The sequence below is a fragment of the Phytobacter sp. genome (assembly GCF_059074235.1).
Window position 1 is genome coordinate 402158 of record NZ_JCACPZ010000006.1, and the last position, 21948, is coordinate 424105.

The 21948-nt window shown below is 55.0% G+C and carries 17 protein-coding genes and 5 pseudogenes; 17 read left to right on the top strand and 5 right to left on the bottom strand.

The features are described from left to right. Positions 1-330: 330 nt before the first annotated feature. Positions 331-1440 (bottom strand): mechanosensitive ion channel family protein, encoded by a 1110-nt coding sequence (locus tag AC5JPW_RS16590; RefSeq protein ID WP_494242057.1) that lies wholly within the window; start codon positions 1438-1440, stop codon positions 331-333. Between the two features lie 175 nt (positions 1441-1615). Continuing rightward, positions 1616-2395 carry an SDR family oxidoreductase gene (locus AC5JPW_RS16595; protein ID WP_494242059.1) on the bottom strand — a complete coding sequence of 260 codons (780 nt, stop codon included), beginning with the start codon at positions 2393-2395 and terminating at the stop codon, positions 1616-1618. Between the two features lie 168 nt (positions 2396-2563). Between AC5JPW_RS16595 and AC5JPW_RS16600 the strand changes: the two genes are divergently transcribed. Both AC5JPW_RS16600 and AC5JPW_RS16605 read left to right on the top strand, forming a co-directional pair. After that, positions 2564-2905: a winged helix-turn-helix transcriptional regulator gene (locus tag AC5JPW_RS16600; protein WP_494242061.1), complete on the top strand. Its 342-nt coding sequence runs from the start codon at positions 2564-2566 to the stop codon at positions 2903-2905. Between the two features lie 143 nt (positions 2906-3048). After that, the gene (locus AC5JPW_RS16605; RefSeq protein ID WP_494242063.1) at positions 3049-3750 is read left to right on the top strand and encodes a glutamine amidotransferase; all 702 of its coding nucleotides are present in this window, start codon (positions 3049-3051) and stop codon (positions 3748-3750) included. A gap of 2 nt (positions 3751-3752) precedes the next feature. On the opposite strand, the gene AC5JPW_RS16610 is transcribed toward AC5JPW_RS16605, so the two are convergent. Beyond that, positions 3753-5519: a sigma-54-dependent Fis family transcriptional regulator gene (locus AC5JPW_RS16610; RefSeq protein WP_494242064.1), complete on the bottom strand. Its 1767-nt coding sequence runs from the start codon at positions 5517-5519 to the stop codon at positions 3753-3755. Between the two features lie 272 nt (positions 5520-5791). On the opposite strand from AC5JPW_RS16610, the gene exaC reads away from it, so the two are divergent. From exaC to AC5JPW_RS16645, 7 genes are all read left to right on the top strand, one after another. Continuing rightward, positions 5792-7312, top strand: a complete 1521-nt coding sequence (gene exaC, locus AC5JPW_RS16615; protein ID WP_494242066.1) for an acetaldehyde dehydrogenase ExaC — start codon at positions 5792-5794, stop codon at positions 7310-7312. 471 nt (positions 7313-7783) lie between these two features. After that, positions 7784-8257, top strand: coding sequence for a response regulator (locus AC5JPW_RS16620; protein WP_494242068.1), 474 nt, complete (start codon positions 7784-7786; stop codon positions 8255-8257). Then, the gene (locus tag AC5JPW_RS16625) at positions 8217-8306 is read left to right on the top strand and encodes a hypothetical protein (protein WP_494242070.1); all 90 of its coding nucleotides are present in this window, start codon (positions 8217-8219) and stop codon (positions 8304-8306) included. The genes AC5JPW_RS16620 and AC5JPW_RS16625 overlap by 41 nt, the downstream gene beginning before the upstream one ends. Positions 8307-8615: 309 nt before the next feature. Further along, a complete protein-coding gene (locus tag AC5JPW_RS16630; protein WP_494242072.1) occupies positions 8616-8792 on the top strand; it encodes a hypothetical protein in 177 nt (58 codons plus the stop codon). A 139-nt stretch (positions 8793-8931) separates the two neighbouring features. Then, positions 8932-9099, top strand: a complete 168-nt coding sequence (locus AC5JPW_RS16635) for a hypothetical protein (RefSeq protein ID WP_494242073.1) — start codon at positions 8932-8934, stop codon at positions 9097-9099. Positions 9100-9133: 34 nt separating this feature from the next. Beyond that, positions 9134-9454 (top strand): GGDEF domain-containing protein, encoded by a 321-nt coding sequence (locus tag AC5JPW_RS16640; RefSeq protein WP_494242075.1) that lies wholly within the window; start codon positions 9134-9136, stop codon positions 9452-9454. Further along, complete coding sequence (locus AC5JPW_RS16645; protein ID WP_494242077.1) at positions 9432-9761, top strand: diguanylate cyclase; 330 nt, start codon at positions 9432-9434, stop codon at positions 9759-9761. Before AC5JPW_RS16640 ends, AC5JPW_RS16645 begins: the two co-directional genes overlap by 23 nt. Positions 9762-9885: 124 nt before the next feature. On the opposite strand, the pseudogene AC5JPW_RS16650 reads toward AC5JPW_RS16645, so the two are convergent. Beyond that, positions 9886-10162: pseudogene (locus AC5JPW_RS16650) on the bottom strand (Rdx family protein); the annotation flags it as partial. Between the two features lie 232 nt (positions 10163-10394). Here AC5JPW_RS16650 and AC5JPW_RS16655 point away from each other — a divergent pair. The 6 genes and pseudogenes from AC5JPW_RS16655 (at position 10395) to AC5JPW_RS16680 (ending at position 17574) form a co-directional block, all read left to right on the top strand. Continuing rightward, a pseudogene (locus AC5JPW_RS16655) lies at positions 10395-12775 on the top strand (TonB-dependent receptor domain-containing protein). A 117-nt stretch (positions 12776-12892) separates the two neighbouring features. After that, positions 12893-13894, top strand: a pseudogene (locus tag AC5JPW_RS16660) (hemin-degrading factor); the annotation flags it as partial. An 18-nt stretch (positions 13895-13912) separates the two neighbouring features. Further along, positions 13913-14734: pseudogene (locus AC5JPW_RS16665) on the top strand (heme/hemin ABC transporter substrate-binding protein). Continuing rightward, positions 14734-15731, top strand: a pseudogene (locus AC5JPW_RS16670) (FecCD family ABC transporter permease). The pseudogenes AC5JPW_RS16665 and AC5JPW_RS16670 overlap by 1 nt, the downstream one beginning before the upstream one ends. Continuing rightward, complete coding sequence (locus AC5JPW_RS16675) at positions 15724-16503, top strand: heme ABC transporter ATP-binding protein (protein ID WP_494242079.1); 780 nt, start codon at positions 15724-15726, stop codon at positions 16501-16503. The pseudogene AC5JPW_RS16670 and the gene AC5JPW_RS16675 overlap by 8 nt, the downstream one beginning before the upstream one ends. A gap of 63 nt (positions 16504-16566) precedes the next feature. Continuing rightward, the gene (locus tag AC5JPW_RS16680) at positions 16567-17574 is read left to right on the top strand and encodes a Gfo/Idh/MocA family protein (protein WP_494242080.1); all 1008 of its coding nucleotides are present in this window, start codon (positions 16567-16569) and stop codon (positions 17572-17574) included. 78 nt (positions 17575-17652) lie between these two features. On the opposite strand, the gene katG is transcribed toward AC5JPW_RS16680, so the two are convergent. Beyond that, positions 17653-19833 carry a catalase/peroxidase HPI gene (gene katG, locus AC5JPW_RS16685; protein ID WP_494242081.1) on the bottom strand — a complete coding sequence of 727 codons (2181 nt, stop codon included), beginning with the start codon at positions 19831-19833 and terminating at the stop codon, positions 17653-17655. Positions 19834-20265: 432 nt separating this feature from the next. Between katG and AC5JPW_RS16690 the strand changes: the two genes are divergently transcribed. After that, a complete protein-coding gene (locus tag AC5JPW_RS16690) occupies positions 20266-20721 on the top strand; it encodes a MarR family transcriptional regulator (RefSeq protein WP_494242083.1) in 456 nt (151 codons plus the stop codon). A 26-nt stretch (positions 20722-20747) separates the two neighbouring features. Then, positions 20748-21938 (top strand): HlyD family secretion protein, encoded by a 1191-nt coding sequence (locus AC5JPW_RS16695; protein WP_494242085.1) that lies wholly within the window; start codon positions 20748-20750, stop codon positions 21936-21938. Positions 21939-21948: the final 10 nt, after the last annotated feature.

Consider the following 21948-nt stretch of genomic DNA (forward strand, 5'->3'; position numbering starts at 1 on the left):
TTATCACGCCAGAATAATCTCTGGTATGCATGTGCCTATGCCATAATACGCGGCAAATAGGTACGCCTGACCATATTTTAATATCTGAAACAACGTCCTGAAGCGCCCGCAATACCATCCAGAATGTGCTGTGCATCGATGCAACTATGCTCTTGGGTGGTGAGCATTAGCAGTTACGAGGTTTTCTCCGCTGGGGGCAAGCTGATCAGCGGCGCAGTTAGTAAGCTGATAGTGACGAGTAGCCACGCACAAAGTTTCTTCATGGCTTTGGGCTGTTAGGAATAATTAGCCGTGGTGGCCACATTTAGCCACCACCAAACTGTAACCGACTTAAAAAATACTCGCCGACCTTAATACACCCGACTCCGGTGTAACCCTCAGCGGGGAACGCACAATAAGCGAGGGAAGGGCGAGTTCGATATCATGATTCGCCAGGTTTTCAATAATGCGGATATTAATCTCCTGCTGCACATCCATATATTTATTGTAGTCCGCGGTATTGACAATATGAACGACTTCATAGGTCAAACGATCTTTATTGAAGTCCAACAAGTGAGCACGATCGAATTTTGTTTCACCCACATCGGTAACGATTTTTTTCACCAGATCGCCAATGATACGCAATTTTTCCGGTGGGGTTGTAATCGACACGCCGAAGGTAAACACAATGCGCCGCGTCTGCATTCGTTTATAGTTGTGAATGGTCTGCTGCAATAATTGCGCGTTTGCACAAACAATTTGTTCACCACTAAGACTGCGAATTCGGGTTGTTTTTAACCCAATATGTTCGATCGTACCTGCTACATCGTTAAACACAATAAAGTCGCCAATCTCGAAGGGCTTATCAAAACCAATAGAGAGTGAAGCAAACACATCGCTCAGCACCGTCTGAACGGCAAGTGCAATGGCAATACCGCCGACGCCGAGGCTGGCTATCAATGCTGTAATATCCACACCCGCATTGGCGAGCACCGAGAGGAGCATGATGGCCCAGACAAAGGTGCGCAATATCATGCCCAGAATGACCAGCGTAACCGGGTTTTTATTGGTGCCTGGAGAGTAGAGTAAATGGCGCATCCATGACTGCACGCCCTGATCGAGCCAAATGGCCATTTGAATGGCGACCACGACGAACCAGGCGTGCGAAAGGGTAGAGAATAAGCGTTCAGGCAAGGCGACAAACCGCAGACTGAAAAGAAAAGCGGCAAATAGCATAAGCAACTTATTGGTTTTTTTCAGCGTATCGAAAGCCACTGAACCCATCCGCTCAAAACGAGCGTTGTTTTTACCTGCACGATGAATGGTCTTATAGAGGAGATCAAGTAGGCGGTTCGTGACCCAATAAGTGATCAGCGTGATAAAAAACACAATGGCCAGATTGATCCAGAATGTGGGCGACATTAATACCGAAATGATGTTCATTTGTAGCAAATAAGCCATTCTACCTCCCAAATAAATAATGACAGTGGTTCAGTATAGACATACAGGATCCGTCTGGCGGACGTGGTACCAACCGGGAAGCCATATTGGGAAGAACAGCGAGGAGATAACCGCTTGCTTTATAAGCCAACAAGCGGTCATGTTGTCTGGCAACGAAGCACGACTGAAGTGGCTCTCACACCACCGGGATCGTTCCCCCGTCGATAACGTATTCCGTTCCGCTAATGGCCGAAGCGAACGGAGAGACCAGGAAAGCAATCAGTGCGGCGACCTCTTCAGGTTTACAAGGACGACCCAGCGGAATACCGCCCAGTGCATCCATGATTATCTGTTTGCCACCTTCATAATCCGTGTCGGCTTGCTGCGCTAACCGTTCTGCCAGTGCTACCGCGGCGTCGGTTTCCACCCAACCGGGCGACACACGCACCACACGAATGCCCTTTGGCGTCACCTCTTTTGACAGCGACTTGCTATAGGCCGAAAGCGCCGCTTTAGCTGCAGCGTAAGCCGTTGTGGATTCGGGAAGCGGTAGCCTATTCTGGATTGACGTGACGTGTACAATCACCCCTTTTCCCTGCGTCAGCATCCCCGGCAGTAAGGCTCTGTCCAGCCGTACGGCGGGCAACAGATTAAGATTAAACTCCTGTTGCCACTGCGCCTCATCCAGTGCCTGTACGCCGCCTCCTGGTGCGGATGAACCGCCCAGCACATGGACAATCGCATCCACCCCTCCCCAGTGCCTCTCCACTTCGGCGACTACGGTTTCACACCCGTCATACGTCGACAAATCGGCATCAACAAAAATGTCCGCAGGCGTTGCGGTGGGAACATGACGCGCCGTGGTCATTACTTTTGCGCCTGCCTGCTGGAAGAACGCCACAGTGGCTTCACCCACGCCTTTCGTACCAGCGGTAATCAATACGCGTTTGCCGGTTAAATCCAGTGTCATTGCCATTATTTCTCGCTCCATTATTTGCGGACAGTGTCTTTCGCGAAATATCCAGAACACTGAACCGATGAAGACGAATTTTATTATTTGAGATAATTAATCTGGCTGTTGAAATAATTTTGAATTTAAACTGAATGTATTACAAGAACGCACGGAAAATTAAGTAGGTCTCTGATGGGTAAGTTATATACGCCAGCCACGGCAGCAGAAGATGTTGAAGCAGCTTTTTCTTTATTAGAGGGACGGTGGAAGTTGTTGATTATCTTTCACCTTTTTGATGGCAAAGTGCAGCGTTATTCCGATCTGGAAAAACTGATCCCGGCGATTTCACAAAAAATGCTGGCACAGCAATTACGCCAACTGGAAGCAGACGGTATTGTCAGTCGCATGCTCTACCCGCAAGTGCCGCCGAAGGTGGAATATCGTTTGACTGAATGGGGCCAGGCGTTATGCCCGGCATTGGATGCCCTGCTGACCTGGCTCGACAAAAAAGAGGGACAACAACCAATTGAATAATCCTGCCTTTTTAATCACCTAACGTAAAAATAGCTCACCGGGATCGCATCTGCGCACATTAGTAAATTCTTAACCAGGTAATATTAGGTATGCTGAACACATAGGTTAACGATTTACGCTTACGAAAAGGATGGATCTCAGCTATGAAGACAGCCGTTGTATTTCGACATGTGCCTTTCGAGGATTTGGATTCCCTGAGCGAAACCTTGCTGGCGAAAGGGTATCGCTGGCGCTGCATTGATACGCCTGTTCAGTCCCTCGCATCCTTTGATGCCCTCAAAGACGATCTGCTGATTGTGCTGGGGGGGCCTGTTGGCGTCTACGAGCAGCATCTTTATCCCTTCCTGGAGACCGAGCTGCGGATCATCCGTGAACGACTGGCCGCCGGGAAGCCGGTGTTAGGCATCTGCCTTGGCGCACAAATGATGGCAACCGCGCTGGGGGCCAGCGTCGCGTCGATGGGTGTGAAGGAGATTGGCTACGCACCGATTACCGTCAGCGAAAGCGCGCCCGACTATTTTGCGCCACTCAATAATCTCCCGGTCCTGCACTGGCACGGCGACAAATTCGAGATCCCGGAAACGGCGACGTTGCTTGCCAGTAGCGATGTGTGCGACAACCAGGCGTTCAGCGTTGGCAATTATGCCCTGGGCTTCCAGTTCCACCTCGAAGTCACGGCGGCGGGGCTGGAAAGCTGGCTGGTGGGGCATGCTTGCGAACTGAGCCATGCGGGTATTGACCCGCGCACGCTACGCGAAGAGGCCACCCGTTACAGCGCTAAACTGTCCAGCGCGGCGCGCCAGGTGGTTGGGCAATGGCTGGATGCGCTGCCGGTGAGTGCCTGATATCAACCTGCCGTCTGGCGCTTCTCCAGGCGGCGGTAAAGTGTACTCCGGGAAATCCCCAGTTTCTTCGCCGCCAGGCTCATGTTGCCCAGTGCTTCCTGGATGGCCATCTCCTCCTCAGGTTCAGCAGGCAGAATGACCGGAATACGCTCTGGTACCGGTTCGCCGGGTAAGTCAGCCAGCATAATCTCGTCGCCATCATCTGCCAGCGCCATCAAAACCCGTAATTGACTGATTAACTGACGAACATTTCCCGGCCAGAGGCGGCGGGAAAGGGCGGACACCACGTCATCGCTCAGCGTTATACGACGCCCTGCGGCCCCCAATCCCTGCCATAGCGTGTGAATAAAACTGGTGATATTTGACCATTCACGCAGCGGTGGAATGCGGTACTGGAACTCCTGAATCCGGTAGAGCAGGTCTTCACGAAATGCCCCTGACTGGACACGCTCCGCCAAATCCTGGTGAGTCGCACAGACCAAAGCAAAATTGACGTTCCAGGTGGTGTTTGAACCCAGCGGAGTCACTTTTTTCTCCTGCAGAACCCGTAACAATCGAGTTTGCAGACTCAACGGCATGTCGCCAATCTCATCAAGAAATAAAATCCCGCCATCGGCCTCACGGCATTTGCCGATATACCCCTTCGGATTAGCACCGGTGAAAGCACCCGGCACATAGCCAAACAACTCAGATTCAATCAGGTTTTCCGGTAATGCCGCACAGTTAATCGCGACAAAATTGCCGTTGCACCACTGGCTTTTGCCATGAAGTTCTCGCGCCAGATACTCCTTCCCGCTGCCTGTTTCACCCGTCACGCACAGCGAAATCCCGGCGTTGAGTATACGCAGCGCTTTCTCTTTCTCCGGTGAGACGACAGGCGCGGGGCGGGTGACGCCGCGACCACTGTAGCGCCGTTCAGGTGCTGTCTGGCGAACGAAGTAGCGCTGGCGGTTGGCCGCATCCAGCATACCCTGGCCTGCCTGCAGGATTGCGCCAGGGAACAAGGCATTAAGATCTGTTGTGCCAAAGTGTCCCTGGGTAAGCGAGAATGCATCTATTGCCAGCTTGTTGGCACCGAGTAACGTCTCATCTTCAAAGATAAGCAGCAGTTCATGGGCAGAATTCAACACGTTCGCGTCCTGATGCAGACTCAGCAACCAGCGGTTTGCGCCCACCGCACTGGTGGTCCATGCATGTTCGATTTCGCAGACGGCTCGGCGGATAAAGGCGGCGGCATCGTGACGAGGCAGCTGTGCCGGGGTCGAGATATCCAGTACGCCAGCAATGTGCCCGTCCGGGCGAAACACCGGTGACGCGGAACAAAACAGTCCGGCGTTGCGGCTGAGGTAGTGTTCACCGCCGGAGACTTCACAATGGCGTTGCAGAGCAAGCGCGGTACCGATGGCATTGGTCCCGCGTGCATGCTCGCCCCACAGGTTACCCGGCGCGAGTGCGTAGCGTTGCGCTTTGTGCAAAAAGTCGGTGTTGCCGTGGGTTTCCAGCACCAGACCTGCCGCATCCGACATCACCATAATTGACGGGTGACGAGCAAGATCCGGGCGCAGGCGCGTGAGCAGTGGCGCAACGAGTTGGCTAATCCAGGCGTTTTCCGCCCGGGCATCTTTCAGCAGCGAGGTTGCAACCCAGGGTTGGGTGTCGTCATCGCGGGTCAGTCCATAGTTCAGGCTGCGTTGCCAGGAGTCTTCCAGTTGACAGGGTAATCCAGCGTTGTGCTGGATGAGGGCTGAAGACAGTGGGCGTTGCGGCATGGCTCACTCCATAAACTGAGATGTTACAAATGTGTAGCATATTGGTGTCGCACATGTAGCGACACACGACACAGTTCATGAAGAGAATCCCATACTTTATTTCCACGAATGAAAGATTCAGCCCTGGTGAACTCTATTAACCTGCTGTTTTTAAACTTATAAATAAGAATTGATGTTCCTTTCCCATTCCTGGCATAAGAACTGCTTATTAAAGCTTGTACCGATACTCTGACGAGCCTCACCTGTACCCATAATAAAGAGAGGAACATCTAATGAAATACGTTCATCCTGGCCTTGTCGGCGCGAAAGTCTCCTTTAAGCAGCGTTATGGCAATTACATCGGCGGTGAGTTTGTCGACCCGGTCGAAGGGCGTTGGTTCTCCAATACCTCCCCCGTGACCGGGCAGGTTATTGCCGAGTTCCCACGTTCGGGCGCAGAAGACATTGATAAAGCGCTGGATGCTGCCCATGCTGCCGCCGAGGCCTGGGGTAAAACCAGCGCGCAGGATCGCGGTAATGTGCTGTTGGCGATTGCCGATCGTATTGAGCAAAATCTGGAGCTGCTGGCACTGACTGAAACCTGGGACAACGGCAAACCGATCCGCGAAACCCTCAATGCTGACCTGCCGCTGGCGGTCGATCACTTCCGTTATTTCGCCGGCTGTATTCGTGCGCAGGAAGGGACGGCGGCGGAGATCGACAGCACCACCGTGGCTTACCATATTTACGAGCCGCTGGGCGTGGTCGGGCAGATTATCCCGTGGAACTTCCCGTTACTGATGGCAGCCTGGAAACTGGCCCCGGCGCTGGCAGCCGGTAACTGCGTAGTTCTCAAACCAGCAGAACAAACACCGCTGGGGATTTGTGTACTGATGGAGCTGATTGGCGACCTGTTACCAAAAGGGGTGTTGAACGTGGTGCACGGCTTTGGTACCGAAGCCGGTGAGCCGCTGGCACGCAGCAAGCGTATTGAGAAAATTGCCTTTACCGGTTCGACGTCTATCGGGCGACATATTCTGTCCTGTGCGGCAGAAAACATTATTCCAAGTACCGTTGAGCTGGGCGGTAAATCGCCGAACATCTACTTTGAAGACGTGCTGAACGGTGACGAAGGTTACGTTGATAAAGCCATTGAAGGCGTGGTGCTGGGCTTCTTCAACCAGGGCGAGGTCTGTACCTGTCCATCGCGTGTGCTGGTGCAGGAGTCCATCTACCCGCAGTTCGTGGAAAAAGTGCTGGCGCGTATGGAAAACATCCGTAAAGGCGACCCCTTTGATACCGACACGATGATCGGTGCGCAGGCTTCCCGCGAACAGTACGACAAAATTCTCTCGTATATCGATATCGCCCGTGAAGAGGGTGGCGAGATCATTACCGGCGGCGCGCACGTGGCCCACGGCGATGAACTGGGTAACGGCTTCTACATTCAGCCCACGCTGATTAAAGGCCACAACCAGATGCGTTGCTTCCAGGAAGAGATCTTCGGACCCGTCATTGGTATCACTACTTTCAAAGATGAAGCTGAAGCGCTGAAACTGGCGAACGACACCGAGTATGGCCTCGGGGCGGGCGTCTGGACGCTGGACATTAACCGCGCATGGCGTATGGGGCGCGGCATTAAAGCCGGTCGCGTGTGGACCAACTGTTACCATCTCTACCCGGCTCACGCCGCATTCGGAGGCTACAAAAATTCCGGCGTTGGCCGTGAAACACACAAAATGGCACTCAGTCAGTACCAACAAATAAAGAACCTGCTGGTTAGTTATAGCGGGTCAGCCATGGGCTTCTATTAATTATTTATTGCTACACCAGGGGAAACCAACACAGCGGAGCAGAGATGCTCCGCTAACCTGACCGCTTCTTGCTCGATGGCGCAAGCTTATCGGGTCTATGGTTTTTGCGCTTATTCCGTCCGTTGGAAATCCAAATTAACCGCATGGTGTCACATATCACTTCGCATTCTGCCCATCATTTACCTCACCATTACTCTGCCACCGCCTCATTTGGCGAATAAATCTTCTGCTAGTGTGGATACCGCCAGTAATTTCCTGGCTTCTTTCACTTAAGGGCTAATTAATTACGTTTCTTTGCCGATGAATAGTGTACCTAACGGAAATATGACGCTGAAAAGGTCTGTCGCGGCAGTATTGAACGTTGAGATTGAGACCCTTGAAACGCGCGAGAACATTGCAGTCTTTCCCGTTCGGACTGCATATCGCCGGGTATTTGTTAAGCCAGTTGACCCAGAATAGAGAATTTTAAAGATGCCTAAACATATCCTCATTGTTGATGACAGTCGTTTATCACGGATGATCTCACGACAGTATGTGCTGAGCCTGCATAAGGACTGGAACATTGTTGAGGCTGCAACGGGCGAGCAGGCTATTGAAATGGCGGCAGAAAAACAGCCCTACCTGATCCTGCTCGACGTCAATATGCCGGGTATGGGCGGGCTGGCTGCGGCGGCAATTCTGCGCCAAACCCATCCGGATACACACATTGTGCTGCTGACCGCTAACGTACAGCACTCTGTTCAGGCGCAGGCCGACCAGCTCGGGCTGGGGTTCTTGTCCAAACCCATTAAAGAAGCCGATATTCACGCCATGCTCAACGCGTCTGGAGTCCAGCGTATGATCGATGAACTGAGCATGAGCGGAACTCGAAGCGGACAGCCTGATGGAGATTTTCAACATCGGGGTGGGGCACGCGGCAGCGGCGATGAGCAGCATCGTCAATGAAGAAGTACGCATGTCCGTTCCCGTCCATTCGTATTACGACCCGCTCTGAAGCCGCTGACGAGCTGGGCGCGGGTCTGTCTCTCTGTGGGATCAGCCAGCAGTACAAAGGGGCTTACGCGACTGAAGCGATTCTGATGTTCCCGGAACGCGCCAGCTTCGAAATCGTTCGCATGATGGTAGGCGACCTGATCCCCGCAGATGAACTCGGGGAGATGGAGCGCGAGGCGATGAGTGAAATCGGTAATATCGTGCTCAACGCCTGCGTGGGCACACTGGCAAATATGTTCCAGAAAGAGCTGGAAGGGTCGCTGCCGGTGTTTCGTGTCGGCAGTAGTGAGGAGATCCTCAACCCTTACGCATGATGAAACGAATCCGTCGGTGCTTATGCTACGCATCGATTTCTGCGCTGGAGCGTAAGCAGATCGAGGGCTATCTGGCCTTTATCCTCGACATGTCGGCGCTGCGCGATCTGCGCGAACAAGTCAGGCTGTACATTGCGCGCCTGGAATCCGGTATGGTCCCTGACGGATTATAATAACGATGAAAGACAAGCTGTTACTGGATGCATTTTCCGCCCTGAGCCTTGGGGTGATAGTTGTGGATGCGAACTACCGCATTACGCTGTGGAACGCTTGGTTAGAAACACACACAGGACGCAGCGGCGAGCGATACGCGTGGTCAGGATTTCTTCACCGTCTTCCCGGACCTGCGCAACCACCGCGTCGGCGTCGCACTTAAGCAAGCGCATCAGTCACAATCTTCCGGCGCTGTTGTCGCAGTCGCTGCACCGTTCGCCGTTCCCGCTGTTTGCGGACCCGGCGACAGCCGCGGTCAGCGTCTGAGCCAGGCGGTCACCATTGTGCCGCTGGGGGAGCAGTGAACGTTACGCGTCTGATTCAGATTGTCGATGTCAGCATGGCGGTGCGGCGCGAGTCGTTACTGCGTGAACAGGCTCATGTCCTGCTGTCTCAGTCCTTGTCCGATGGCCTGACCGGGGTGGGCAACCGTCGCTACTTCGATGTCTGTATCGACAAAGAGTGGCGGGCCAGTAAGCGCAATAGCAAACAGCTCTCTTTGCTGCTGATCGATGTTGATCATTTTAAGCGTTACAACGATCGCTACGGTCACCAGCAGGGGGACCTCTGTCTGCAGCAAGTGGCAGCAGCGATGCGCAATGCACTGCCGCGCAGTAGCTGACTTGCTGTTTCGCTACGGCGGCGAAGAGTTTTGCGCGTTGTTGCCTGAAATGCGCTCTGCCGACGCGGTAGAGGTCGCGGAGAAACTGCGCGCCAGCGTGCAAAGTCTCGCGCTGCCACACGCGAATGCTCCGGCGGGGATTGTCAGTGTCAGTATCGGCGTTGCCAGCCACAATCGGCGCAACCACACGGATTACGGTCACCTGATTCAGGCGGCGGATGATGCCCTCTATGAGGCAAAACATGCGGGTCGTAACATCGTGCGCGCCAGCGTACCGGCCTGGCCGGATAATCTGTCAGCCGTCTAGGATCGGTCAGCCAGGAATAAGTTGTCTTTCAGTATCCGTCCCGGTGAAACAGTGCACCGGGACTGTCATCGTTTCCCTGCATTTCCTCAGCGGGATGTCTCTCGTCAATCGTGTGATCTCTCTTTTTCTCCAGATGCCCCAACGCTTTCTCCGGGAAACAGTAATCCCGAACGCGGCGTTTTAACTCTGCAGCATCCGGGAAGCCCCCGTCCTTTTTGCGTTCCCAAATGAGCATGCCCGTCGATATCAATCACAAAAATGCCGCCGGTGCCGGGTATCAGGGTGACGGAGCCGAGGTCGGCGCTGAAGCTGTGCAGCAGCTCCTGCGCCATCCAGCTGGCGCGCAGCATCCAGTTGCACTGGGAGCAGTACTGAAGGGTAATGGCAGGTTTTGTTGTCATCATTGTGTTAACCGTGAAGAGTGAAAGGTTGCGCAAGTGTAGCCAAAAGAATGGCGTGAAAAGTGAAGAAATTGTGAAGTTGTTGCAAGTGATAATTATTATCATTATTATTCGCGATCAGAAAACAAAAGTGAACTAACGCTGTCGTGTGCGGACAGACGGTCACTCAATAAAAAAACTGGAAGCAAGCGCGTGAGCCTGATACTAATAAATTCTAAGGCTTGCAAAAAATATGGGTACATCGCAATTTTCCCAGGTGCCGTTTCGCAAAAGCATCCTGGTTACTTCACTGCTCGCAGCACTGTATCAGACCTCCGCTCTGGCGGCTGATACGTAACGTACACCGACCATCGACCGATCAGCACGCAGGACAATGCCGAGGAGATGGTTGTCACCGCACCGGCACCGGTACTCAAAGCGGGCAGCAACCATTCGGTGAGCGCCCAGGATCTGCAAAACAAAGGCGCGAACGACTTCGGCTCGATCATGCGCTATGAACCGCTGATCAGCGCGACCGGCGCCAGCGGCGGCTCCGGCAATGGCAAAAGCGGCTTCGACCGTGGCGGCTATACCGGTTACAACATCCGTGGCCTGGAAAGCAACCGTGTCGGTATCGACGTTGACGGCATTCCGCAACCGGACGCCACCGGGCGCAGCTATGTCAGCCGTGCAGGCCTGAACTCCTTCGGTATTGGCCGCGACTATATCGACCCGTACATGTACGGTAACGTTGATATTCATTCTGGCGCGACCGCCATTGATAACGCCAATACCTCTATCGGCGGCAACGTCTCGTTCCAGCCCAAATCGGCGGACGACTACCTGCATGCGGGGAAAGAGACGTACTTTGGCTACCAGACGCGATTATGATTCTGCCGATCGCAGCTGGCACAACGGCCTGACGGCAGCGGGCGGCGATGACACCCTGCGCGGCGTCTTTGTTTACAGCCGTCGTGACGGCCAGCAGACCCGCAACAACAGCGGTACGATCGACGCGTACCCGGCAAACTGGCACTCCGATGCGATGATGGCCTCCGGTATCTGGCAGGCGACCGATGCGCACAAACTGACCACCACGCTGGATTACTACCACAAGACCAACCATACCCATTACGACGCCTGGGACAGCGCGGGCAGCGCAATCATCGGTACGGCGCAACAGACCACCCAGAGCGCGCCGCTGGGGCATCAGCCTGAAAGATGACTGGACGCCAATGAATGGCGTGGCTGGACAGCATGTCCACCAAAGTTTTCTATCAGCATACCGAAGCCCACGACTGGACCTATATGCCGGACAGCACCTCGCTGGCGCTGGAAACGGTCAACTCCAACTATGACACCGACACCTGGGGCATCCAGAATGCGCTGGCGAAAACCCTTGGCCGCCACGATCTGAGCGCCGGCTTCAACGCCAGCACCAGCAAAACCGAGCGTCCGTTCAGCCAGTCGCCGGTGCCGAGCACCTTCAGCGCAATCATGCAGCCGGAAGCGGACTCCAGCAGCTACACGCTGGGCGCGTTCGTCCAGGATCAGATCAACTTCGATCGTCGACGGTCACAACTTCGCGATTATCCCGGGCGTGCGCGTTGTGCATCAGTCGATGAAGCCGGACAACCTCAGCAGCCTGACCACCAACAGTACGGTGCTGGATGAATCCGAAGTCGTTTCCACGCTGTACGGTAAAAATTCGGATACCCAGGTACTGCCGTCGCTGACCTTCCAGTACGACATCACGCCGCGTCTGATGACCTACCTGCAATACACCCGCGGTGCGGAATTCCCGAACGCCAGCCAGCTGTATGGCTCCTGGAACCTCGGCTCCAGCTATGCGGGTCGCGGCCAGTATGCGCTTATCGGCAATACCGATCGTTAAAACCGAAACCAGCGATAACCTGGAATGGGGTATGAAAGGTGAAGTGACGGAAGGTATCACCATGCGCACCTCGCTGTTCTATAACAGCTATAAGAACTTTATCGCCTATACCCGTTACACCCGCACCGGCAACCCGGACAAGTTCACCCGCGTACCGTCCAACATTTACACCATTTATCAGGCAGAAAACCGCGATAAAGCCTATATCTACGGCGGCGAAATCAGCACCAGATTTAACTTTGGCACCTGGTTTGAACAGGTTGATGGCCTGAGCGCGACTCTGGCCTACGGCTACACCCAGGGCCAGTCGAAGTCACGCTATATGGGTGACAAATACATCGACCTGGACAGCGTTGCGCCGATGAAAGCCATTGTTGGCGTGGCCTGGGATGACCCGGCGAAACAGTACGGTACCGCGCTGACCGCGACCTTCGTGAAAGGCAAACAGGCGACGGCGACCAGCCGCGAATCCTATACCAACACCGGTTCGGCCATCAGCGATTCCAGTAACGAATATATGCGTGTACCGGGCTACGGTTTGCTGGACTGGACCGCGTACTGGCAGGTGGCGAAAAACGTCAAAATCAATGGTGGCGTTTACAACATCACCGATCGCAAGTACTGGGATTATCTGAACAGCCGCACGCAGGAAGTCTCCACTCAACCAGGATGCCTACGACAAAGCGCTGGCAACGATGCCGGGCCGTACCTGGCAGTTGGGCGTGAACGTCGACTTCTGATTTTTGTACTTACCTGCCCTCCGGTCATCGTGGCCGGAGGTTTTATCATAATAAGGAAGCACTGACATGACCGTTTCATCGCAAAACGCTCAGGAAATCTGGCACCAGTACCAGACCATGAAAACCGCCACGCCGTGCAAAATACGCTCGCGATCATCGCCACACGATTTGGGCATCAGCGAAGCGGAACTAACGCTCGCTCGCGAACCGGACATGACGCCGTGCGCCTGACCATGACGATGCCCGCGCGATCCTGACCAGTGCGCTGGAAGCTGGTCGGGGAAACCAAATGCATCTGCCGTAATGAGTATGCGGTCCACGAGCAGCTTGGCAGTTTTAGCAACCTGAAGATCGGCGAACATGCTGGCCTGGTGCTCAATCCGCGCGCGCTCGACCTGCGTCTGTTTATCACCCAATGGGTCAGCGCCTTTTGCCCTGCGTGAACCAGAGCCAGCATGGTGAGCGCCAGAGCATTCAGTTCTTCGACGGGCAGGGCGATGCGCGTGCTGAAAGTCTATGCGACGGCCAATACGGATATCAGCCGCATGGGATGCACTGATTGCCAGGTTTACCGCGACGGCAAGATCTGCCGCTGAATCTGAAACCTGCTGACGCGCCAGCAACATGCCACGGACACCGATGCCGCGTACGCTCGACAGCGCCTGGCGCGGCATGACCGATGTGCATCAGTTCTTTGGCCTGCTGAAGAAAACACAATATTTCCCGCCAGCAGGCTTTCCGCCTGGTGGGGGACGACCTGGCCTGTCTGGTCAGCAATGAGGCGCTGCCGCAGCTGCTGGATACCGTGCTGGCATGACGGGAACGAAATCATGATTTTCGTGGGTAACCGCGGCTGCACGCAGATCTTCACCGGTGCGCTGGAAAAAGTGGCGCCCATGAAAGGCTGGCTGAACATTTTCAACAAGGCCTTCACCCTGCATCTGCGCGACGACACCATTGCCGAAAGCTGGATCACCCGCAAACCGACCGCCGACGGCCATGTCACCAGCCTGGAGCTGTTCGCCGCCGACGGCACGCAGATTGCGCAGCTGTACGGTCAACGCAGCGAAGGCAATGCCGGAGCAAACGCAGTGGCGTGCGCAGGTAGACGCGCTGACCGCACAAAGGACAAGCCGCATGAAAAAAATCCTGATGCTGCTGGCAGCTCTGCCCTTGATGGCACAGGCTGCGGCAGAGCGCGTCATCCCGCTTGGCGGCGATGTCACTGAAATCGCCTGGGCGCTGGGGGCGGGTAACGCGCTGGTGGCGCGTGACAGCGACCAGTACCTGGCCTGCCGAGGTGGTAAAACTGCCGAACGTGGGCTATGTCCGCCAGCTTAATGCCGAAGGTATCTTGTCCCTGCGCCCGACGCTGGTGCTCGCCAGTGCTCAGGTGCAGCCTTCCCAGGTGCTCGACCAGGCTCAGCGGAAAACCATGTCAAAGTGGTGACGGTGCCGGGAGGCTATGACCTGGCGTCAATCGACAAAAAGGTGGATGTGATTGCGGATGCGTTGGGCAAAAAAGAGCAGGGCGATGCGCTGCGTAAAAAGCTCGAAGGTGAGATTGCCGCGTTACCCAAACAGCCGCTCAATAAACGGGTGCTGTTTATTCTGAGTCACGGCGGTATGGGGTCGATGGTCGCCGGGCAGCAAACTGCCGCGGACGGGGCAATTCGTGCCGCTGGCCTGACCAATGCCATGCAGGGTTTTGATCATTACCGCGCACTTTCCCAGGAAGGGGTGATTGCCAGTAAGCCGGATCTGGTAGTGATTTCCGCTGACGGGGTAAAAAGCATGGGGGGAGAAGCGAACCTGTGGACGTTGCCAGGCCTTGCCGATACGCCTGCCGGGCGTAACAAACAGGTGCAGATCATTGATGATATTGCGCTGTTAGGCTTTAGCGTACGCACGCCCCAGGCGCTGCATGACTTACGCAGCAAAGCGGAGTCACTGCCCTGATGAGTCGCGTTGCTTCGCGGTATCTGCTGGCATTAGCGGTGCTGCTGGTGGGGATGACGTTGACTGGCGATCACGTTGGGTGCGATGCGTCTGCCACTGGCAAGCCTGTGGCACGGCGGGGACGAAGGGCTACGCCAGATTTGGCTGACCATTCGTTTACCACGTGTGCTGCTGGCGCTTGCTGGTCGGGGCGTCGCTGGCGCTGTCAGGCTGCGTACTGCAAGGGGTGTTTCGTAACCCTCTGGCCGATCCGGGCTTGCTGGGTATTTGCGGTGGTGCAGCGCTGGCGGTAGCGATGTGGCTGGTGCTGCCGTTAACGGTTCCGCCGCTGATAGCGCTCTATGCGCCGATGATTGCCGCTTTTCTGGGCAGTCTTGCCGTGATGGTGGTCATCTTCCTGCTCAGTCGCTCTCAGGATGCTTCACTGTCGCGTCTGCTGCTGGTCGGGATTGCCATTAATGCGTTGTGCGCCGCAGCCGTCGGGATGCTCTCGTGGATCAGCAATGATGCGCAGCTTCGCCAGCTTTCCCTTTGGGGGATGGGCACCATCGGGCAAGCGCAATGGTCAACGCTGATTGTCGCCGCCACGTTGATGGTGCCGTCATCATTGGTTATCTGGCGGGTGTCGGCACAACTCAACCTGTTGCAACTGGGTGATGAAGAGGCCCATTACCTGGGCGTTAACGTCCCAAAGCTGCAGCGTATTTTAATGCTGACCAGCGCCCTGCAGGTGGCCTCATCCGTCGCTATCTGCGGCATTATCGGTTTTATTGGCCTCGTGGTGCCGCATCTGATGCGGTTATTGTTGGGGGCCGATCACCGTGGACTGGTGCCAGGCTCTCTGCTCATGGGGGCTATTTTGTTGCTGGTTGCTGACACCGTTGCCCGTACGATCGTTGCGCCTGCTGAAATGCCCGTGGGATTGATTACCAGTTTCATCGGTGCGCCCTGGTTTTTGTGGCTGATATTTAAACAAGGAAAAGCGGCGCATGGATAACCGACTGACGGCTGAACATCTGCGTCTTGAGATAGGCTCACGCCAGCTAATCGATGACGTCTCGCTGACGCTGGATGCCGGGGAGATGGTGGCGTTAATCGGTCCGAACGGTGCGGGGAAATCGACGCTGCTGCGTTTGCTGACCGGTTATCTTCCTGTTCGTCTCGGAGAGTGCCGGATTGGCGAACGTCCGCTTGCCCAGTGGCCGACTGAAACCCTCTCACGCCGCCGTGCGGTGATGTTGCAACAAACCCAACTGCGTTTTGACTGGCTGGTGGAAGGGATTGTTGCTATGGGCCGCGCACCCTGGGGGAAGAGACAGGAGCAGGACATTGTTCAGCAGGTTATGGCGTTGACCGACTGTCTGTCGCTCGCCGGACGTAATTACGCCACCCTGTCCGGTGGTGAACAGCAGCGGGTGCAACTGGCCCGCAGCCTGGCGCAGCTCTGGCAGGATGACGGCCCACAGGGATGGTTGTTTTTAGACGAACCGACCTCAGCGTTGGATCTCTACCATCAACAACAGCTGCTGCGCCTGATGAAAAGTCTGACGCAAAAAGGGAAGCTGCACGTGTGCGTGGTGCTGCATGACCTGAACCTCGCCGCGCTCTGGGCCGACCGGATTCTGCTGTTGCACCAGGGCAAACTGGTGGCGCAGGGGACGCCAAAAGAGGTGTTTATGCAACCGATCATCGAAAAATGGTACGGTGCCGAGGTGAGGGTCGAACAGCACCCCGATGGAGAAACGCCGCAGGTCTTTTTGATGCAGTGAGTCAGACAGGAAAGCTATATTATTGCCCTGACCATCACTCACGCTATTAGCCGGAGAATACGGATGCTGAACGACGTCGCAGTGGATACGGTAAAAATTAAGTGGGGCATTATTGCGCCGGGGCGAATTGCCCATGCGTTTGCCAGCGATCTTTTACTTTCGGACGGCAGCGAACTTGTCGCTGTCGCGTCAAGAAGCCCATCACGTGCGGACGCATTCGCGCAGAAATACGCCATTGATGAAGTCTATTACGATTACAACGAGTTGGTGTTAAACAGCTGCTGCGACATCGTTTATATCGCCTCGCCCCATGCTTTCCACAAAGAACAGACGCTGGCCTGTATTCGGGCCGGTAAATCAGTGCTGTGCGAAAAGCCTGTAGGGCTTTCAGCCGCGGAAATGGATGAGATGGTTCAGGCAGCGAAAGAGCACAACGTCTTCTTTATGGAAGCGATGTGGACGCGCTTCTTCCCGGTGATGGAACAGGTTATGTCGGCCATTGCCGAGGGTAAAATTGGTGCGGTGAACCTGGTGCATGCCAACTTTGGCTTTAAAGCAAAAGCCGATTTCACCGATCGCCTGTTTGATCCTGCGCTTGGCGGCGGGAGCCTGCTGGATACGGGTGTGTATGTCATTTCGTTGGCTCAGATGATCTACAACACATTGCCACAAGAGATATTGACCCAATCGGTGATGACGCCCACGGGCGTGGATGGCACCGGCACCTATCTGCTGCGCTATGTTGACAATCAACTGGCACAACTTTCGTCGTCCATAGTCACTCAGACAGTCAACAGCGCGACAATTTATGGCGAAGAGGGCTATATCACTCTGGAGAATTTCTGGATGCCTTCACGTGCGGTTTTTCATTTCTCTGACGGGCGCGAAGAGGTTATTGAGTATCAGCCGCAGGGCACGGGGTATTTCTACGAAATTAAGCATGTTGAAGCCTGCCTCGCGGAAAAACGCATCGAAAGCCCGAAACGAAAATGGCAGGAAACGCGGGATGTTCTGTCGGTTATGGACAGCATTCGCAACAGGTGGGGGTTGGTCTATCCTGGTGAAAAATAGTCTGACGTAGCGGGACTGGGTATGAAGGAAAAACCGGCGAGCAGGATACCCGCTCGCCGGTTAGCACTAGAGAGAGGATTACAGGTCGAAACGATCCAGATTCATCACTTTCGTCCAGGCTGCCACAAAGTCAGTCACGAACTTCTGTTTGGCATCGTCACTGGCATAGACTTCCGCCAGTGCACGCAGGATGGAGTTAGAACCAAAGACCAGGTCGGCACGTGTCGCCGTGTATTTCACCTCGCCGCTCTTACGGTCGCGGCCTTCAAACAGCTCCGCTTTCTCATCAACCGGTTTCCATGCGGTACGCATATCCAGCAGATTAACGAAGAAGTCGTTGCTGAGAACACCGACGCGATCGGTAAAGACGCCGTGTTTACTGCCGTCGAAGTTAGTGCCAAGTACGCGCATCCCGCCAATCAGAACGGTCAGTTCTGGTGCGCTCAGCGTCAGCTGTTGGGCTTTATCGATAAGCAGTGTTTCGGTGGTAATTTCGTCATGCTCCCGGCGATAGTTACGGAAACCATCCGCCAGCGGTTCCAGCAGTTTGAAGGACTCCACATCGGTCTGATCCAGACGGGCATCAACACGGCCTGGGGTAAACGGCACGCTGGCATGGACACCGGCTGCAGCAGCAGCTTGCTCAATCCCCACCACACCGGCCAGCACAATGATATCAGCCAGAGAGGCTTTACCCGACGCCTGCTGAATGGCCTGAAGGGCAGGTAAGGCTTTAAGCGCCACAGCGTTGACCGGCCAGCTGTTTTGCGGTGCCAGCGCCAGACGTGCACCGTTAGCGCCGCCGCGTTTGTCGCCACCACGGAAGGTGGACGCCGACGCCCAGGCCACGGAAATCAGCTCACTCACTGACAGGCCTGCACCGGCAATCGCCACTTTCAGGCTGGCAATATCGGCATCGGTCGGTTTGTGGGTGGCGGCCGGTAACGGATCCTGCCAGATCAGATCTTCGCTCGGGACTTCCGGTCCAATGTAACGTGCTTTTGGCCCCATATCACGGTGGGTCAGCTTGTACCATGCGCGGGCGAAGGCTTCGTTAAAGGCTTGCGGATCGTTGAGGAAGCGACGGGAAATTTTCTCGAAATCCGGGTCGAAACGCAGCGTCAGGTCGGTCACCAGCATGGTCGGCTTACGTTTTTTCTCCGGGTGGAACGGATCGGGGATGATGACCGGCGCGTCTTTAGCTTCAAACTGAATGGCACCTGCCGGGCTGCGGGTTTGCGTCCACTCGTATTTGAACAGGTTCTCGAAGAAGTAGTTACTCCATTGGGTCGGTGTCTGCGTCCAGACCACTTCCAGACCGGAAGTGATGGCATCTGCACCGGCACCACTGGCGTAGCTGCTGTTCCAGCCCAGGCCCTGAGCTTCCAGCGGCGCGGCTTCAGGCTCGGCACCGACGTGATCGGCAGAGGCCGCACCGTGGGTTTTGCCCAGCGTGTGACCACCGGCAATCAGGGCGACAATCTCTTCATCATCCATACCCATGTTGCCAAAGGTAGCGCGAATCGCATCTCCGGCAGAGGTCGGTTCGCCGCTGGCGTTGGGGCCTTCCGGGTTGACGTAGATCAGGCCCATTTCGGTCGCCCCGATGGCGGCCTGCGCAAGGCTTTCCGGATGACGATGCGCCAGCCAGGATTTTTCGTTACCCCAGTTCACATCCAGATCCGGTTCCCATACATCTTCACGCCCTGCGCCAAAGCCAAAGGTACGGAAACCGGCGTTTTCCAGCGCCACGTTGCCTGCCAGCATCAGCAGATCGGCCCAGGAAATTTTCTGCCCGTGTTTTTGTTTGACCGGCCACAGCAGGCGACGAGCTTTATCCAGGCTAACGTTATCCGGCCACGAGTTGAGAGGAGCAAAACGCTGCTGACCACGACCGGAACCACCGCGCCCATCGACAGTGCGATAGGTACCGGCACTATGCCAGGCCATACGAATAAAGAGTCCGATGTAACTGCCCCAGTCAGCAGGCCACCAGTCCTGAGAATCGGTAAGGACCTTTCTGATATCAGCTTTCAGTTCGGAGTAGTCGAGTTTTTTGAATTCTTCACGATAGTTGAACGTTTCATCGAGGGGATTGGAACGTCTGGAGTGTTGATTCAGCAAGTCCACGCGCAGTTGTTCAGGCCACCAGTCACGGTTGGTGGTGACGTCACTCTTTTTCGCGGGCTTTGAACCGCCTTCATGAAAAGGACATTTTGCTGCCGAGGATTCCGGGGATGTGTCTTCTGACATGCTCATATCTTGCTCCATTTGTTTTGTTAATGGGTCTACGATATATCACTGCTTCCTGTTATAGATATTTGAATGAATCTACGGAATTGATAGTTAAAACCTTCAAAGTAAGCCACTGGCTGTGCGTTGCGTCGTGTGGCAACGCTGCCTGCTAAAGTCTCATCATTGATCATTACTTCAAAATCTTAGTACCGCCTCGATCACATGCTCGAGTATATTTTCATAAAGATATAATTTTTAATGTCTTCTGTATGTTGAGAGCGCCGATACGTTGACCCGCAATGGGAAAACTGTCGCCAGTATCGGCTCTGTAATGCCCCATCCAGACAGGGAACCTCCGTTTCCAATGTATAGTTTTGTGCGATCTTCTTGACACCACGTTGACAAACATTTGCCTGGTCAGTAATTTCAATTGTAATTATTGACCAGGCAAATAACATGAAAGACGTTGCGGACATTTCTCACCCTAAACTCCATCTCGGCCTGCTAATCCATCTGGCGAACCAGTTCAAAGACCAGTTGATAAGCCACTTTTTTGCCGACACCGATATCACCGCTGCGCAGTTTAAGGTTCTGATCAGTATCTACAAAGGCTTCAACAGCCCGCTTGAAGTCAGCAAAAACCTGCTGATGGATGCCGGGGCGATGAGCCGGATGCTTGAGCGCATGGTGAAGCGCGACCTTATCCTGCGAAACCCGAATCCCGAAGATAAACGCCAGGTGATCCTGGCACTGACCGACAAAGGCCGGACCATCTGCGACCGTTTTCAGAATGAGGCGCTCGCCTCGATTCTGGGCTCGCTCACCGCGCGTCTGACCCCTGAAGAATCACGCCTGCTGGTACAGCTATTGATAAAAATGCTGCCGGACGAGGCGACCAAACTCCATCGCTAAGCTGTATAGAAAAAGGTTTAACCTGAATGCAAACTTCATCTGCACCTTCATCAGCACAACCCGAACGTGCCCCAAGCAAACGCAAACGTAATTTTGCGATTTTGCTGGTAATCCTGATTTTAATCGCGGCGGGATGCCTGGCGTGGTACTTGCTCTATGCTCGTTACTACGAGACCACTGACGATGCTTACGTCAATGCCAACCTCGTGACGCTGACGCCGCAGATTGCGGGCACGGTCACTCAGGTCGCCGTTGATGAGGGGGATTACGTCACCAAAGGTCAGCCACTGGTATTGCTCGACCCAAGTGACACGCAAATCGCCCTGCAGCAGGCGGAAGCCAACCTGGCGAGCACCGTACGCCAGGTACGCGGCCTGTACAGCACGGCAGATAACTACCGTGCGCAGGTTGCAGCCAAACAGGTCACCCTGCAAACCGCCCAGAGCGACTATGCCCGTCGACAGAAAATTTTTGCCGCCGGTGCCGTATCAGCCGAAGATCTGGCCCACTACCGCGATGCGGTGGCCACGGCGCAAAGTGATTTAGCGGCGGCCAAACAGGCCTTAACCACCAACCTGGCGATGGTCGATGACACCGTTATCGACAGTCACCCGGAAATCAAAAGTGCGGTAGCAACCCTGCGTCAGCGTTTCCTCGATAATGCCCGCAGCACTATCGTTGCGCCGGTCAGTGGCTATGTCGCTAAACGTGCCGTGCAACTGGGGATGCGCGTGGATTCCGGTACGACATTGATGTCGATCGTACCGCTGGATCAGGTCTGGGTGGATGCCAACTTTAAAGAGAGCCAGCTCAACACCATGCGCCTGGGGCAGAAAGTGGTGCTGAGCGCCGATCTGTACGGCGACAAAGTGGAGTACCAGGGCACAATTGAGAGCCTGGGTATCGGGACCGGCAGTGCGTTCTCACTGCTGCCTGCGCAAAACGCCAGCGGTAACTGGATCAAAATCGTTCAGCGTCTGCCGGTGCGCATTACGCTTGACCCGCACGATATGGAGAAACATCCGCTGCGCGTTGGGCTGTCGATGTTTGTGCGCGTGGACATTCGTGATACCGATGGGCATCTGCTGCCTCAGCAAACCGTGGCAGCTCCACGTTTCACCACCGATGTGTATCAGAACGCGCTGGATGAAGCCGACCACGTGGTGGCGAAAATCCTTCATGACAACAGTCAGGCCGTAGCGGCGACCAACCGCTAAGAGAGGCGTT